Raw genomic sequence first — 15,006 nt, 5'->3', positions numbered from 1 at the left:
AGTATGAAAACAGAATATGTCTATCACGTTGTTACGGAACGCCCCATGGAATTGGGACAAAAATTGATTTTTGACCAGCAGCATCACAACGGTGTTTACCATAGGGTTACGGCATTTAAGGCGCTTCTGTGCGGGGAACCGGTAGAGGAAAAGCTGGTTCGGCTTCTTCAGGCGGATATGGACAAGTGGTCAAAGGTAGCTTACCGTGAAATGGCCCTGGAAAAGATCCGCAAAGAGTATTTTCCTACTTATCCTTCCCGTATGGCCTGTCTTTACACCTCCAGGACCTTACAGGAGGCGCAGAGCTGGGCCAAATTTTTTCAGGATATTGGGCGCGATGTGTATTCCATTGTCAGACTAAAAGCCGGTGGAGGGTTTTTCGATGGTGATGCCTGCAACTGTTTCGACGGCGTGCCCAACGAAGAAGAAAACTTGGAAAAGGCATGGCATTATTGGAAAAAGGACTGTTCCAATGAAAAACCTGTGATTGAAACCCTCATCGATGGAGAAATCACAGTTGAGGAAATCATCATCAGCTTCTAGCCGGACAACTTGGAACGGAAGTTATTGGAGCTAAACAGAAAACACCGGAACCATTGTAAGGCTCCGGTGTTTTCTATTTAATAATAAGCTACCAGCGGATTCATCTTTCCATGGGTGCGTCCGTCGATCTTATCAATATACTTAATTGCCTTTCCTGCACCAAGCACAACACAGTTTTCCGGATTTTCAAAGGTGACTACAGGAATTTTGGTTTTCTTTGACAAAAGTGTGGAGAGGCCGTACAGATTTGCCGAACCCCCTGTAAGATAGATGCCGTCCGTAAAGATATCAGACAGCAGTTCCGGAGGCGTCTCTTCCAAAGTCGCCTGCACTGTACGGATGATGGAAATAGCCGGCTCGATAAGCGCCTCTATCATCTCATCAGAGTTCATCACTGTAGTTTCAGGAAGTCCGCTCATAGCATTTCGTCCTTTTAATGTAAAGGTCATCAGCTTTTTCCTGGGATACGCACAACCAATCGCAATTTTCGCCTCTTCCGCCATGCGGTCCCCAATCACCAGGTTGAACTTTTTGCGGACGTATTTTATGATGGAATCATTGAAATCATCCCCAGCAATATGGGTAGAGTTGGCAATGGCGATACCGTTTAGGGAAATTACCGCCATATCTGTGGTTCCCTCGCCAATATCTACGATCATCGTCCCATGCGGTACCGCAATGTCCACCCCGGCGCCGATAGCCGCCGCCACAGGTTCCTCTATCAGACAAACCTTGCGTACGCCCGCCGCACCAATGGCATCTACCACTGCTCTTTTTTCCACCTCTGTGATTCCACAGGGGACGCTCACTACCACACGAGGCATAAACACTCTGCTGTTGTTGATCTCTTTGAGATAATGGCTGATCAGATGCTCCGCCATAGAGAAATCAGAGATAACACCATTGCACAACGGCCGGGCAACAGTGATACGCTCGGAGGTTCTTCCCAACATATCATAGGCTTCGCTCCCGATTGCGATAACTTCATCCGTGGCATTGTCCACAGCAATAATGGAGGGCTCGCTCAACACAATTCCCTTGCCGTCCAAATATACCTTAAATTTTGATGTTCCCAAATCGATTGCAATATCTGTTCCAATCATCCTCTTAATCATCCTTACTATTCGAGGTCACAAATTCCCATAATGATACTTTCCTATTATAGTACAGTCTCATCCCTTTTTCAACCGAAGAAATAATTTTCCGCTGTTCCCTTTAAGCTACAAATGATTTCGAGAACAGTTTACCAAGTTTTTATTCTTCCTCCCGGCCGACATAACAGCCTACCATGACGATATAATTGAAATGTTAATATTCATTGCTTGCAGCAACGGGCAGTTTCTCATACAATCGTGTTAACAACTGAAGAAAGGAGTTCGTCCCTAATGTTAAATGAAACTATAAAAGCAATCAGAAAATCAAAAGGGCTTTCACAGGAGGAGCTTGCTATCAAGCTGAACGTGGTGCGGCAAACAATTTCTAAATGGGAGCAAGGGTTGTCAGTCCCTGATTCTGACATGTTGATTTCCATATCAGAAGCGCTTGAAACATCCGTAAGCACTTTACTTGGGGAAACCGTTATTGAATCAAAGGTTGATGACTTAAAAGCGATTTCTGAAAAACTGGAGATTATAAACTTACAGCTCGCACAAAGGAAGACCACAAGACGAAAAATATTTCATTGGCTGTTTATCTCATCGTGCGTGGTCATAGTTATAATCTCTGCGGTCTTAATCACATTAAATAGTCCTTACTTGGCTTGGAATTATAGTGACCCTGAAACCGCTGTTTTCGGAGCAGCTTCTCACGCATTTGAATGGCTGTTTGTCAGATTAGCGCCGATTATCCTGATAGGGGCAATTGTTGGAATTTTCCTGACGCGTAAGAAAGTATAAAATTGCTCTCCTTTTTGGGGTACAGTCCAAAATTTATATTTCCAGTTTCTCGTGCTGGTTTAGCTCCACCTTATCGGTATATGGCGCACTATGCTATCTAGTTATTTTCAAAAGTAGCAAGCAGGACAGAATAGGACACGCTCTGTTCTGCTTGCCGCGATTGTTTTGCGTGAGATTGGAATTCCCGCCGCGCATGAAAATAGAACTGGCATGAGACGGGAACGTCTCATACTGGCTCTTTTCGGCCCGTGCCTGTAAACAAGTCCCGATGACTTTTCAGGGGTTAATTTTAGAGGCATATGCGCAAACCTTGATTTCATGCGGGTTTGAGGGACACTCTGCAAAAACTCAAGGGCATTTTAAGCATTTTTCGCTTTCAAGCTATAAAAAAAGAAAGACCGTGGAGGCCTTTCTTTTTTCCAACTTAGGATACTGATTTCTTTCGGTGGACTGCTTTAATCACAGCCAAAGTGCCCAACATCAGGAGGATTGCCACAGGCAGGGTAATGAATGCATTCGGAATGAACCCTGCGATGATGTAGGAGACAAAACTCACTGCGGCGGCCGCTATGGCATAGGGCAATTGCGTAGACACATGGTCAACATGGTCGCACTGCGCGCCTGCGGAAGCCATAATTGTTGTGTCTGATATGGGAGAGCAGTGATCTCCGCAGACAGCGCCCGCCATGCAGGCGGAAACGCACACAACACCCAACGGATCCGTAAGCGGAAACACATTTAATGTAATGGGAATCAGAATGCCAAAAGTACCCCAGCTGGTACCAGTGGCGAACGCCAGGAAACAACCTATAACGAATACCACGGCAGGCAAAAGCGCTTTGAATCCACCTGCAGAACCCTTTACCAGAGCAGAAACAAATTCACCCGCACCCAGTGAATCTGTCATGGACTTCAACGTCCAAGCAAAGGTCAAAATCAGAATGGCCGGCACCATGGCCCGAAATCCTTCCGGAACGCATCCCATCGCCTCGCGGAACGTCATGGAACGGCGGATACAATAAAAAGCAATAGTGAATAGCAGGGCAAACACCGAACCCAGCATCAACCCCACAGAGGCATCGGAACCAGAAAAGGCTTCTACAAATGAGGCTCCCTGGAAAAAACCGCCGGAGTAAATCATTCCTATAATACAGGAGATAATCAGCACGACGATGGGCAGGACCAAATCGATGACAGCCCCTTTTTCCTCCTCTGATTCCTCCGTCAGATTGGCATAGGGATTTTTACCGGAAAACAGATCTCCATTTTCCTGGGCATTGCGTTCGAATCCCGCCATGGGCCCAAACTCCACTTTCATCAGCGCCATGCCCACCATCATGATGATCGTAAGAATCGCATAGAAATTGAACGGGATCGATTGGATAAACAGCGAAAGTCCATTTCCGTCTTCCACATAGCTCGCAACAGCTGCAGCCCAGGAAGAGATTGGCGCTATAATGCAGACGGGAGCAGCTGTCGCATCGATCAGATAAGCAAGCTTAGCACGGGACACTTTGTGTTCATCGGTTACCGGCCGCATGACGGAACCTACTGTCAGGCAGTTAAAATAGTCATCAATAAAGATCAAAACGCCCAAGACCACTGTGGCCAGCTGCGCTCCGACACGCGTTTTGATATGCCGGGCAGCCCAGCGTCCAAACGCTGCCGAACCTCCAGCCCGATTCATAAGGGAAACCATGGCGCCCAAAATGACCAGGAAAATCAAAATCCCCACATTATAACCATCGGACAACACACCCACGACGCCATCCTGAAACACGTGGAGAACCGTTCCTTCAAAACCATATCCGGAGTACAGCAGACCACCGATCACAATACCGACAAACAGGGAGGAATATACCTCCTTAGTGATCAAAGCCAGGGCAATTGCTATTACGGGAGGCAAAAGGGACCAGATGGTTCCATAAAAACCGCCGCCCTCCGCAGCGCTAACCGTTCCCCCTACCAAAGGCGGCACAATCAGCGCCGCCAGCAGGACTACTGCCAGGATACCCGCCCGCAGCGCCTTCTTACCATTCCATCTCATGTTTACCATCCTCATTCCATAAAAAAAGTCATGACACTCTGTCATGACTTCATATTCTGTATCCATATGAATTCATAACAGCGCTCCGCATTCCTCTCCGGAAAGCGACAGTCTGCAGGATATTCTCCTACAACCCGGCGCTGCGCTGCCAGGCAACAGACGCAGAACCTCGGCGAATTCCCCTTTCCGTTCTCCTCTTGCCTGAGTGTAGAAGAACATACTCTTGTCATTCGCGCCTCTATCATGCTTAAGTTCTTTAATACTAGAGGAAAAAAACAGAAAAGTCAACTATTTTCGTTGACTTTCGGCAAAATAAATAGAGAAAACAAGGAACATCAGTTCAATTTGACAGGATACTTTTTTCATGCTATACTGCTGAAAATATTGACTCCGATCGCTGAGAAGATGGAAGGTTTGATAACGTGTCAAAATATCAGGAAAGCTTTGAGACAAAGGGGCAGTTTTTCTTGCTGCGGAACGCTGAAGAAAACGACGCTCAAAAGATGTTTGAATTTATGCGGCATGTAGACAGCGAAACAACATTTCTTGCCAGAGAACCGGGAGAATTTGAAGCTTCCTTTTCCTTGGAATCCGAGGCCGCACTGTTAAAATCCTGGTCGGCGGGAGAGGACAAACTGTTTCTGGTCGCTGAAACGAAAAGCGGTGAAATTGCGGCAACCTGCGGTTGTACCAGAAACATCGGCAGGCGGCGGACTCGCCATCTGGCAGAAATTGCCATCTCTGTGAGACAGGATTTCTGGCGTATGGGCCTGGGGCGCAGACTGTTTCAAATACAATTTGACTGGTGCCGGCAGAAAGAGATCGAAAAGCTCTGCCTCACTGTAGACACAGAGAACCTTCGCGCCCTGGGACTCTATTTAAGTTTAGGGTTTGTTGTAGAAGGCACACTGAAACAGCAAGCAAAAATGCCGGATGGATCCTATCGTGATCTGTATACCATGGGAAAATTTTTCCGCTAGAAAAGGGAAATAGCAGCATTCTGAAAAAGCAAACGTCCTGAAAACCGGTTTTAATCCGATGGTTTCAGGACGTTTGTTTTTTAACTCTCAGTGAAGTGCTAAAAGAGTATTCTCCGCAGACAGAACCTGCCCAGTAAACGCCTCTGTTCGCGTACTGTTTCCATTCCGCCTATTCCAACTCCTCCGGCCTTGCCAGAAAACGGGCAAGCCCAGTATAGCGCCGTGTTTTCCTGTCGTTTTCCACCATCGCCTCTATAGTTCCTCTCGTCCCCACCAAAATGAGCAGTTTTTTCGCACGGGTCACTGCTGTATACAACAAATTCCGGTAACAAAGCTGCATAGGCGGTTTTAAAACAGGGATCACCACGGCAGTAAATTCGTTGCCCTGGCTTTTGTGTACCGTGACCGCATATGCAGGTTCCAATTCATTGGAAGCGTGCTCAAAATCATAGAGCACCTCTTTGTCGTCTATTTGAACCCGCAGCACACCTCCCGGTCGGTCAATTTCCGTGACTACCCCCATATCCCCGTTAAAGACGCCTTCTCCGCTGGTATCATCCTCCTTTGTCCATGGAAGATTATAGTCGTTGCGCACCTGCATCACTTTATCACCCAGCCGAAACAATGTGCCATTAATCTTTACTTCCGTCTTATCCTTTGACGGCGGATTAATCGCTTCACGCAGCAGTTTATTCAGTTCTGCAGTTCCCAATTCACCCTTCCGTCCTGGGCAGAGGACCTGAATATCCGAGACACTGGAATAGCCGTAACTTTTAGGCAAACGCTGAGAGCAGAGAGAAACAATTAGTTTTGCGGCATCCTCCGGTTCGGCAACCGGCATAAAAAAGAAATCGCTGTCCCTGCGGGAAAGGTCTGGCATTTTCCCCTCTACGATCTGATGGGCATTCATCACGATCAGGCTTGCCATGGACTGTCTGAAAATCTCTTTGAGCTGCACAGTGGGAAACAGGCCGGAAGCGACCAGATCCCCCAAAACATTGCCTGCGCCCACAGAGGGCAGCTGATCGCTGTCCCCTACCAAGATCAGCCGGCAGGAAATGGGAAGAGCGCGAAGCACGCTTTCAAATACATAAGAATCTACCATGGAGAGCTCATCGATGACAAGGCAGTCGCATTCCAGTGGATTTCGTTCATTCCGGGTGAATACCGGGTTATCCTGTTCATCCCAGTCTACCTGCAGCATGCGGTGGATCGTTTTCGCCTCTTCCCCGGTCAGCTCACTCATCCGCTTTGCCGCCCGGCCAGTGGGGGCTGCCAGGAAGACGCGTTCCCCCATCTCTTTGAGAATTCGGATAATGGCGTTAAGCGTGGTAGTCTTTCCTGTTCCAGGACCGCCTGTAAGAATCAAAATTCCCTTATCCAAAGCAGCCCGGATCGCATCACGCTGCTTTTCCGCATAGGCGATTCCCTGCGTCCGCTCCACATCGGCAATCATATTCTCTGCACCGCAAATCGATTGCGGCGGCATTTGCAGCATCCCCTGCATTCGTCTGGAAATGTATTCTTCCGACTGGTATTGCTTTTTCAAAAAGATAAAGTCTCTTCCATCAAAGTTCACACAGACTGTCTGGTAGTGCTCACACAGCAGGAGTAAAGCGTCCTGCACATCGGAAAGCTCTACTCCTAACAGGCGCTGGGCGGCCTGACAGAGCTTGTCCGCAGGCAGGCAGGTATGTCCATTATTCAGGTTATGCCTCAGGACATAGAGTACTCCCGCCTGAACCCTGCCGTCATCATTCCGGGGCTTTTCCATGGATTCCGCAATAGAATCCGCTATGCTGAAGCTGATATCCAAACCATCGCCGCAAAGGCAATAAGGATCTTCCTGAATGCAGCCGACAGAGCCTTCCCCAAATTGTTTCCACACCAGAACCGCCTCTTCCGGGCGTACCCCATAAGCGCCCAAGAAGGCCATCAGCTCCCGAATTCCATAAACACGTTTTAACTCAGTATTAATTTCCAGTGCTTTCTCCCTGGTAATCCCCTTTATCTGTGCTAAACGTTCCGGTTCATTTTCGATGATTTCCAGCGCTTTGCCGCCAAAGGTTTCAATAATTCTCCTTGCTGTAGCAGGGCCAATTCCCTTTACTGCTCCAGAGGAGAGGTATTTCAGCATGGCTGCCGTAGTAGCAGGCCTGGATCTTTCAAAAGCCTCTGCCTTGAACTGATCGCCAAAGGAAGGGTGACTGCTCCACTTTCCATATACATGCAGTTCTTCCCCTACACTGACAAAGGGAAATGCGCCGACAACGGTGACATTTTCGTTGCCGGCATTCATCTCCAACACTGTATATTGATTTTTGTCATTATGGTACACTACCGTTTCAACAGATCCGCATAATTCCAACAGCCTGTCTTCCGCCACGTCCCGATTTCCTTTCTCTGTTTCCCGTTCAGGGGTCTTCATCCCTGTCTAAAATAGTATACACCAGATCTTCTCTTTTGGAAACCTTCAAATATGGATATCGCAGGGCAAGAAAACGGCAGATACTGTCAATCTCCGGATCATCGGACAAATTGACGCAAACCAATCTGCAGGGTGCTTTCAAATTCAGCCACCGCATCCTTTCTGCAGCTGAGCGAACCAAATACTCGCAGCTGTCAGCGCTTCCAGGGGATACGACAATGGAGAATTCCTGCGCTGTTTCCGGTTTCAGCCACCAAAAAACCAGCAGCCTCACCAATTCTGCAATTCCGAATACCATCAACACCGCACACAGAACAAAGATCACTATGTTCACAAAGTTCACCTCACTTCTTTCTATGTTATGTCAGGCAGATTGTCCGCGTGATTTCAGAAAAAACTTCGGTTCTGTGTAACAGTAAAAAAAGAGTGGACAACCTCAGTCGCCACTCTTTTCCCCATCTCTTATTTCAACGCATTCAGCAGTGCTTCCGTGCGATCGGTTCTTTCCCAGGTGATATCCAGATCCTCACGGCCCATATGGCCATAAGCAGCCAACTGCCTGTAAATCGGTCGTCTCAAATCCAATTCTTTGATAATGGCAGTCGGACGCAGGTCAAATGCTTTCTGAACCGCTTCCGCCAGCCTTCCGTCATCGACAGTGCCGGTGCCAAAGGTATCCACCATAATAGACACGGGACGAGCTACCCCAATGGCGTAGGCAAGTTCTACCTCACATTTTCTGGCCAGTCCTGCCGCAACAATATTCTTTGCCACATACCGGGCCGCATAAGCCGCAGAACGGTCCACCTTGGTGGGGTCTTTTCCAGAAAACGCCCCGCCGCCGTGACGGCCATACCCGCCATAGGTATCCACAATGATTTTTCGGCCAGTCAATCCGCTGTCTCCTACAGGGCCGCCGATAACAAAACGCCCGGTTGGATTGATATAAATTCGGGTATTGGAATCGATCAGCTCCGACGGAACGATAGGTTTGATAACATACTTAACAACGTCCTTTTTCAATCTTTCCTGCTTGACTTCCTCATCATGCTGGGTGGATACCACAATGGCATCGATTCGCTTTACCTGATCCCCGTCATATTCTACGGTAACCTGGGTTTTTCCGTCAGGCCGCAGATATTTCAGCGTACCGTCCTTACGCACCGCTGCCAACTGCTTTGCCAGCTTATGCGCCAGCGAAATTGCCATAGGCATATATTCCGGTGTTTCATCACAGGCATAGCCGAACATCATGCCCTGATCTCCGGCGCCAATCAAACTGTTTTCGTCGGTCTCGCCCTTTTTGGCCTCCAAAGACTCATTGACCCCCAAAGCAATGTCCGGAGACTGTGTATCTATGGAAGTGACCACTCCACAGGTATTGCCGTTAAAGCCGCATTTAGGGTCATCATACCCCACCTCACGCACTACATCACGTACGATTGCCGGGATATCCACATAACAGGATGTGGTGATCTCTCCCATGACATGGATCATCCCTGTTGTGGCTGTAACCTCACATGCCACATGGGCCTCCGCGTCTTCCTGTAAAATGGCGTCCAACACGGCGTCTGAAATCTGGTCGCAGAGTTTATCAGGATGGCCTTCCGTAACAGATTCTGATGTAAATAGTTTCACAAACACATACTTCCTTTCTCTCAAACTGCGGCAATTTGCCACATCAGTTTTCTTCCAGATAAATCCCATAAAGAAAGGGCCTCTCGAAAAACGAGGGTCCTTTTATCCAGCCTCATCTTTCGGTACCCCACAAAAAAGGGGGCTTCACCGCAGGAATTAGCACCTTGCAGCTTACGCCACAGGTTGCCGGGCATCACAGGGCCTGTCCCTCCGCCACTCTTGATAAGGATTTATTCTGTTTTCTGCTTCTTATTGTAGCATTGCCCTCCTGCTTTGTCAATGGGCTAAATTTCCCATCAAATCCTGAAAATCTAATCTTTTTCGACGGAATGGATTGCTGTATGGAACAGAAAATGATATAATAAAAAAGCAAATTGGAACTCATTTTCCAAGAAAGAAGGATTGGGTAACACATGAAAAAAATTTACACAGGTAAAACGAAAGATGTTTACGAACTGGAAAACGGCAACTATATGCTCCAATTCAAGGACGATATGACCGGTGAAAACGGCGTATTCGATCCTGGCGCCAATACTGTCGGCGCACATATTGAGGGAATCGGCCGTGAAAACCTCCGTGTCAGTGTCAAGTTTTTTGAAATGCTCAACGCGGCGGGCATCAAAACCCATTACGTCAGCGCCGATATCGATAACGCCACCATGGAAGTCCTTCCTGCAAAACCGTTCGGTAAAGGCCTGGAAGTAATCTGCCGGTATCGTGCTGTGGGCAGTTTTATCCGCCGTTACGGCGCTTATATCGAAGATGGAGCCAAGCTTCCCGCTTACGTGGAAATGACCATCAAGGACGATGACCGGGGCGACCCGCTGATCACCAAGGAAGGCCTGGAAGTTTTGGGCATCATGACCGGCGAGCAGTTCGATGCCATCGTGAAGGCCACCAAGGAGATCACCGCGATTGTAGCGGCAGAGGTGGAAAAAGCCGGTGCGGAATTCTACGATATCAAATTTGAGTTCGGTTTCAACGGCCAGGAGGTCATCTTGATCGATGAGATCGCCAGCGGCAACATGCGCGCCTACAAAGACGGAAAGACTCTGGAGCCCATGGATCTTACCGCCTTGCTTTTGAAGTAAGCCTATCAAGATACAAAAAAGCCGCCATACCCGAGCAATGCCGGGTACGGCGGCTTCTTTTATGCCATGGAATACTCAAGGTTTTCTGGCCACAATGCGTTCAAAGGCGTGCTCATGATGGATATTCCCAGGATAGTGTCCCGGAATGTCCCCTCTTCGTGCGCCACGATTTCCCAGCCCGCATATTTTTCGGGCAGCTCGCCCACATCGAACAAACTGTGGGTAAGTCTCCTCCCAAAACGGCTTTGCATTAAACATTCCCATACTCCTCTCTCTGTTTTAGGTTGTGGGAACCACAATAGAATCACTCCTGCTTTTCGGAAAGACCTGAGCTCCGGACATATAGCTGCTTTTTGACGCGATATGATACAACCTCGCAATTTCCGTAACCGGGCGACCTGCCGATGGCGGCCACGGTATGGTCTGTCATACAGGCGTAAAAGACGCGCAGCACATAGCCATGTGTCTGTATCAACACACGGCGGTAGTCTTTCTCAGCCAGGTCACACAAGAAATCATCAATCCTGGCAATCATTTCCTGTAAAGGTTCCCCGTTGGGCGGCGGGACATAGGCCGCAGGGTCCGCCATAAACGTGCTGGACTGCGGATACTGCCGAACGATTTCTTTCCAGGTCAGCCCCTCCATATCCCCCAGCCCGATTTCCAGCAGGCGCTCGTCCTGGATTGGCTGAACGTTCCCTTGGAACGCAATTCTCACCGTATCTACCGCTCGGCCTAGGGGACTGCTGTAGACCGCGTCAAATGTTATCCCGGCAAGCAATTTTCCCATCTCCTCCGCCTGGCGGACTCCGTTGGCTGTCAAGGGAGAATCTCCCCCGCCTCCCAAAGCCCGGCCTACAGCATTGGATACCGTTTCTCCGTGTCTCGCAAGAAACAAGTCCATCGAATTCAGCCTCCTCTCATTGACAGGTTAAAAAGAAAAAAACTATCCTGCGCAAATGCGCAGGATAGTCAACAAAGCTATAATCAGGTATTGATAGCGGTAACAACGCCGGAGCCAACAGTACGGCCGCCTTCACGAATAGCAAAACGGAGGCCTTCCTCGATGGCGATAGGAGTGATCAGTTCCACATCCATATCAACGTTATCGCCAGGCATGCACATCTCAGTGCCCTCGGGCAGAGAGATAACGCCAGTCACGTCTGTCGTTCTGAAATAGAACTGAGGACGATAGTTGTTGAAGAACGGAGTATGACGGCCGCCTTCATCCTTAGTCAGAACATAAACCTGACCCTTGAACTTGGTGTGAGGATGAATGGTTCCGGGCTTTGCCAGAACCTGTCCGCGCTCAATGTCGGTTCTCTGAATGCCGCGAAGCAACACACCGATATTGTCGCCAGCCTCAGCGTAATCAAGAAGCTTCCGGAACATTTCGATACCGGTAACAACAGACTTTCTGGTCTCCTCGGCCAGACCGACAATCTCAATTTCCTCAGACATCTTAACCTGTCCACGCTCTACACGGCCAGTAGCAACAGTGCCGCGGCCAGTGATGGTGAACACGTCCTCGACAGGCATCAAGAAGGGGAGGTCAGCTTTGCGCTCAGGAGTGGGGATATACTCGTCAACTGCGCTCATGAGCTCAAGGATAGGCGCATAGATAGGATCGTTAGGATCCTTGGAATCGCACTCCAGAGCCTGCAGAGCAGAACCGCGGATGATAGGAGTATCGTCGCCGGGGAACTCGTACTCATTCAGCAGATCGCGAATTTCCATCTCGACGAGATCGAGCAGCTCTTCGTCATCTACCTGATCGCACTTGTTCATGAAAACTACGATATAGGGCACGCCAACCTGACGGGCCAGCAGAATGTGCTCACGAGTCTGAGGCATGGGGCCGTCAGCTGCGGAAACAACCAGAATTGCGCCGTCCATCTGAGCAGCACCAGTAATCATGTTCTTTACATAGTCAGCATGACCGGGGCAGTCAACGTGCGCATAGTGACGAGAATCAGTCTGATATTCTACGTGAGCGGTGTTAATGGTAATGCCGCGCTCTCTCTCTTCGGGAGCCTTGTCGATATTGGCATAATCCATGAAGTCCGCGTCGCCCTTCATTGCCAGGACCTTCGTGATAGCCGCAGTCAGCGTGGTCTTACCATGGTCAACGTGTCCGATGGTGCCAATATTGACATGCGGTTTGCTTCTTTCAAATTTTTCCTTTGCCATTGGAATTGCCTCCTTTTTATTCAATGAAAATAATTATCCAGCCTCATACGCTTCATTTTAACAACAAAGCTATGAAAAATCAAGTGCTAAATCAGGTTAATCCGACTTTTTGCCACGCTCGGAAATAATCTTCTCGGAAATGTTCTTCGGAACCTCTGCGTAATGCGCAGGTTCCATGGTATACTGGCCGCGGCCCTGTGTCTTAGAACGCATATCAGTAGCATAGCCGAACATTTCAGAAAGCGGAACTTCTGAGTTGACCTGCTGAGCACCCGGAAGAGCATCCATACCGTGAATCATACCACGGCGGGAGTTCAAATCACCGATTACATCGCCCATATACTCTTCAGGCGTGATAACCGTGACCTTCATAATGGGCTCCATCAGAACGGGATCGGCTTTCCGCATTGCCTCTTTGAAAGCCATAGAACCGGCGATCTTAAACGCCATTTCAGAGGAGTCAACTTCATGATAAGAACCGTCATAAAGCTCTACTTTCACGTCTACAACATTGTAGCCAGCCAACACACCCGCCAGCATAGCGCCTTGAATGCCCTGATCTACAGCAGGAATATATTCCTTCGGAATTGCACCGCCGACAACGGCATTGACAAACTCGTAGCCTTGACCCGGATTCGGAGAAATGCGGATTTTAACATGACCATATTGGCCTTTACCGCCGGACTGACGCGCATATTTGGTATCCACATCGGCGCCCTTGCGGATCGTCTCTTTGTAAGCAACCTGAGGTTTGCCAACATTGGCTTCCACCTTAAACTCACGGAGCAGACGGTCTACAATAATCTCCAAGTGCAGCTCACCCATACCTGCAATGATGGTCTGGCCCGTCTCTTCATCCGTATAAGCCTTGAAGGTCGGATCCTCTTCAGCAAGCTTTGCCAAGGCAACTCCCATTTTCTCCTGGCCGGCCTTGGTTTTCGGCTCAATCGCCACACGGATAACGGGATCCGGGAACTCCATAGACTCCAGGATGATGGGATGCTTCTCATCGCAAAGGGTATCGCCCGTTGTGGTATTTTTCAGACCCACTGCAGCAGCGATATCGCCAGCGTACACACGATCAATATCTTTACGGTCATTTGCGTGCATCTGTACAATACGGCCCATGCGCTCGTTATTGTCCTTCACAGAGTTGTATACTGTAGAACCTGCCTCAATGGAGCCAGAATACACACGGAAGAAGCACAGCTTGCCGACAAAGGGGTCGGTAGCAATTTTAAACGCCAAGGCAGAGAAAGGCTCGTCATCAGAAGAATGACGTACTTCTTCCTCTTCTGTATCGGGATTCACTCCCTTAATTGCAGGGACATCCGTCGGGGCGGGCATATAATCCACAATTGCATCCAGCAGCTTCTGTACACCCTTATTCTTGTAGGAAGTACCGCAGGTAACAGGCACCATATGATTGCCAATCGTAGATTTACGAATGCAGTCCTTAATGTCGTTCACTTCGATCTCTTCCCCAGAGAGATACTTGTCCATAATCACGTCATCCTGCTCGGCAACATGCTCCACGAGTTCTTCGTGATATTTTTCTGCAAGCTCCTGCATATCTTCAGGGATCTCCTCGCAGCGGATATCTTTGCCCAAGTCGTCATAATAGACATAGGCTTTCATCTCCACCAGGTCGATGATTCCCTTGAAGGTATCTTCGCTACCGATAGGAAGCTGAATCGGCACTGCATTGCATTTGAGACGGTCTTTCATCATCTGTACGACACGATAGAAATCGGCGCCCATGATGTCCATCTTATTGACGTAAGCCATACGGGGGACCTTATATTCCTCCGCCTGGCGCCACACGGTTTCAGACTGGGGCTCAACACCGCCCTTCGCGCAGAAAACGGTTACAGAACCGTCCAAAACGCGGAGAGAGCGCTCCACTTCCACGGTGAAGTCCACGTGGCCGGGAGTGTCGATAATGTTGATGCGGTTCTGGTTGCCGTTGCGGTCCGGCCAAAAACAGGTGGTAGCAGCGGACGTAATCGTAATGCCGCGCTCCTGCTCCTGGGCCATCCAGTCCATGGTAGCAGCGCCCTCGTGGGTCTCGCCAATTTTATAATTGACGCCTGTGTAAAACAGGATACGCTCTGTGGTGGTAGTTTTACCGGCATCGATGTGAGCCATGATGCCGATGTTTCTGGTTAATTCGAGTGGTACCTGCCTGGCCATA

At 49.0% G+C, this 15,006-nt stretch carries 13 protein-coding genes and 2 riboswitches; of the genes, 4 read left to right on the top strand and 9 right to left on the bottom strand.

The annotated features are described in order from the left end of the window. Nucleotides 1-3: 3 nt before the first annotated feature. Nucleotides 4-543, top strand: coding sequence for a DUF2441 domain-containing protein (locus BN3911_RS11265; protein ID WP_066865590.1), 540 nt, complete (start codon nucleotides 4-6; stop codon nucleotides 541-543). 77 nt (nucleotides 544-620) lie between these two features. On the opposite strand, the gene mreB is transcribed toward BN3911_RS11265, so the two are convergent. After that, nucleotides 621-1,646, bottom strand: coding sequence for a rod shape-determining protein (gene mreB / locus BN3911_RS11260; protein ID WP_066865587.1), 1,026 nt, complete (start codon nucleotides 1,644-1,646; stop codon nucleotides 621-623). A 282-nt stretch (nucleotides 1,647-1,928) separates the two neighbouring features. Between mreB and BN3911_RS11255 the strand changes: the two genes are divergently transcribed. Next, entirely contained in the window at nucleotides 1,929-2,438 is a 510-nt protein-coding gene (locus BN3911_RS11255; protein WP_066865584.1) for a helix-turn-helix domain-containing protein, read from the top strand. Nucleotides 2,439-2,862: 424 nt separating this feature from the next. Here BN3911_RS11255 and BN3911_RS11250 read toward each other — a convergent pair whose 3' ends face one another. Next, on the bottom strand, nucleotides 2,863-4,485 hold the full coding sequence (locus tag BN3911_RS11250) for a Na+/H+ antiporter NhaC family protein (RefSeq protein ID WP_066867824.1): 1,623 nt from the start codon (nucleotides 4,483-4,485) through the stop codon (nucleotides 2,863-2,865). 70 nt (nucleotides 4,486-4,555) lie between these two features. Continuing rightward, nucleotides 4,556-4,734: riboswitch (Lysine riboswitch) on the bottom strand. A gap of 173 nt (nucleotides 4,735-4,907) precedes the next feature. Between BN3911_RS11250 and BN3911_RS11245 the strand changes: the two genes are divergently transcribed. Further along, entirely contained in the window at nucleotides 4,908-5,465 is a 558-nt protein-coding gene (locus BN3911_RS11245) for a GNAT family N-acetyltransferase (RefSeq protein ID WP_066865581.1), read from the top strand. A gap of 169 nt (nucleotides 5,466-5,634) precedes the next feature. Here the strand turns inward: BN3911_RS11245 and recD2 are convergent, their stop codons facing one another. The 3 genes from recD2 to metK all read right to left on the bottom strand — a co-directional run bounded on the left by recD2 (nucleotide 5,635) and on the right by metK (nucleotide 9,537). Continuing rightward, a complete protein-coding gene (gene recD2, locus BN3911_RS11240) occupies nucleotides 5,635-7,851 on the bottom strand; it encodes an SF1B family DNA helicase RecD2 (RefSeq protein ID WP_066867822.1) in 2,217 nt (738 codons plus the stop codon). 28 nt (nucleotides 7,852-7,879) lie between these two features. Next, complete coding sequence (locus BN3911_RS11235; protein WP_147578583.1) at nucleotides 7,880-8,227, bottom strand: hypothetical protein; 348 nt, start codon at nucleotides 8,225-8,227, stop codon at nucleotides 7,880-7,882. Nucleotides 8,228-8,355: 128 nt separating this feature from the next. Continuing rightward, complete coding sequence (gene metK, locus BN3911_RS11230) at nucleotides 8,356-9,537, bottom strand: methionine adenosyltransferase (RefSeq protein ID WP_066867820.1); 1,182 nt, start codon at nucleotides 9,535-9,537, stop codon at nucleotides 8,356-8,358. 103 nt (nucleotides 9,538-9,640) lie between these two features. Then, nucleotides 9,641-9,760: riboswitch (SAM riboswitch) on the bottom strand. A 184-nt stretch (nucleotides 9,761-9,944) separates the two neighbouring features. Here metK and BN3911_RS11225 point away from each other — a divergent pair. Beyond that, a complete protein-coding gene (locus BN3911_RS11225; RefSeq protein ID WP_066865576.1) occupies nucleotides 9,945-10,622 on the top strand; it encodes a phosphoribosylaminoimidazolesuccinocarboxamide synthase in 678 nt (225 codons plus the stop codon). A gap of 59 nt (nucleotides 10,623-10,681) precedes the next feature. Here BN3911_RS11225 and BN3911_RS17205 read toward each other — a convergent pair whose 3' ends face one another. The 4 genes from BN3911_RS17205 to fusA all read right to left on the bottom strand — a co-directional run bounded on the left by BN3911_RS17205 (nucleotide 10,682) and on the right by fusA (nucleotide 15,005). Next, a complete protein-coding gene (locus BN3911_RS17205) occupies nucleotides 10,682-10,837 on the bottom strand; it encodes a hypothetical protein (protein ID WP_187127733.1) in 156 nt (51 codons plus the stop codon). A gap of 89 nt (nucleotides 10,838-10,926) precedes the next feature. After that, the gene (locus BN3911_RS11220; protein WP_066865573.1) at nucleotides 10,927-11,526 is read right to left on the bottom strand and encodes a histidine phosphatase family protein; all 600 of its coding nucleotides are present in this window, start codon (nucleotides 11,524-11,526) and stop codon (nucleotides 10,927-10,929) included. Nucleotides 11,527-11,609: 83 nt separating this feature from the next. Next, complete coding sequence (tuf, locus tag BN3911_RS11215) at nucleotides 11,610-12,812, bottom strand: elongation factor Tu (RefSeq protein WP_066865570.1); 1,203 nt, start codon at nucleotides 12,810-12,812, stop codon at nucleotides 11,610-11,612. Between the two features lie 96 nt (nucleotides 12,813-12,908). Further along, the gene (fusA, locus tag BN3911_RS11210; protein WP_066865567.1) at nucleotides 12,909-15,005 is read right to left on the bottom strand and encodes an elongation factor G; all 2,097 of its coding nucleotides are present in this window, start codon (nucleotides 15,003-15,005) and stop codon (nucleotides 12,909-12,911) included. Between the last annotated feature and the right edge of the window lies 1 nt (nucleotide 15,006).

It is taken from the genome of Neglectibacter timonensis (assembly GCF_900048895.1).
Lineage (GTDB): Bacteria > Bacillota > Clostridia > Oscillospirales > Acutalibacteraceae > Acutalibacter > Acutalibacter timonensis.
The sequence above is the reverse complement of the archived record's forward strand: the minus strand, read 5'-3'. Positions and strand labels throughout refer to the sequence as shown.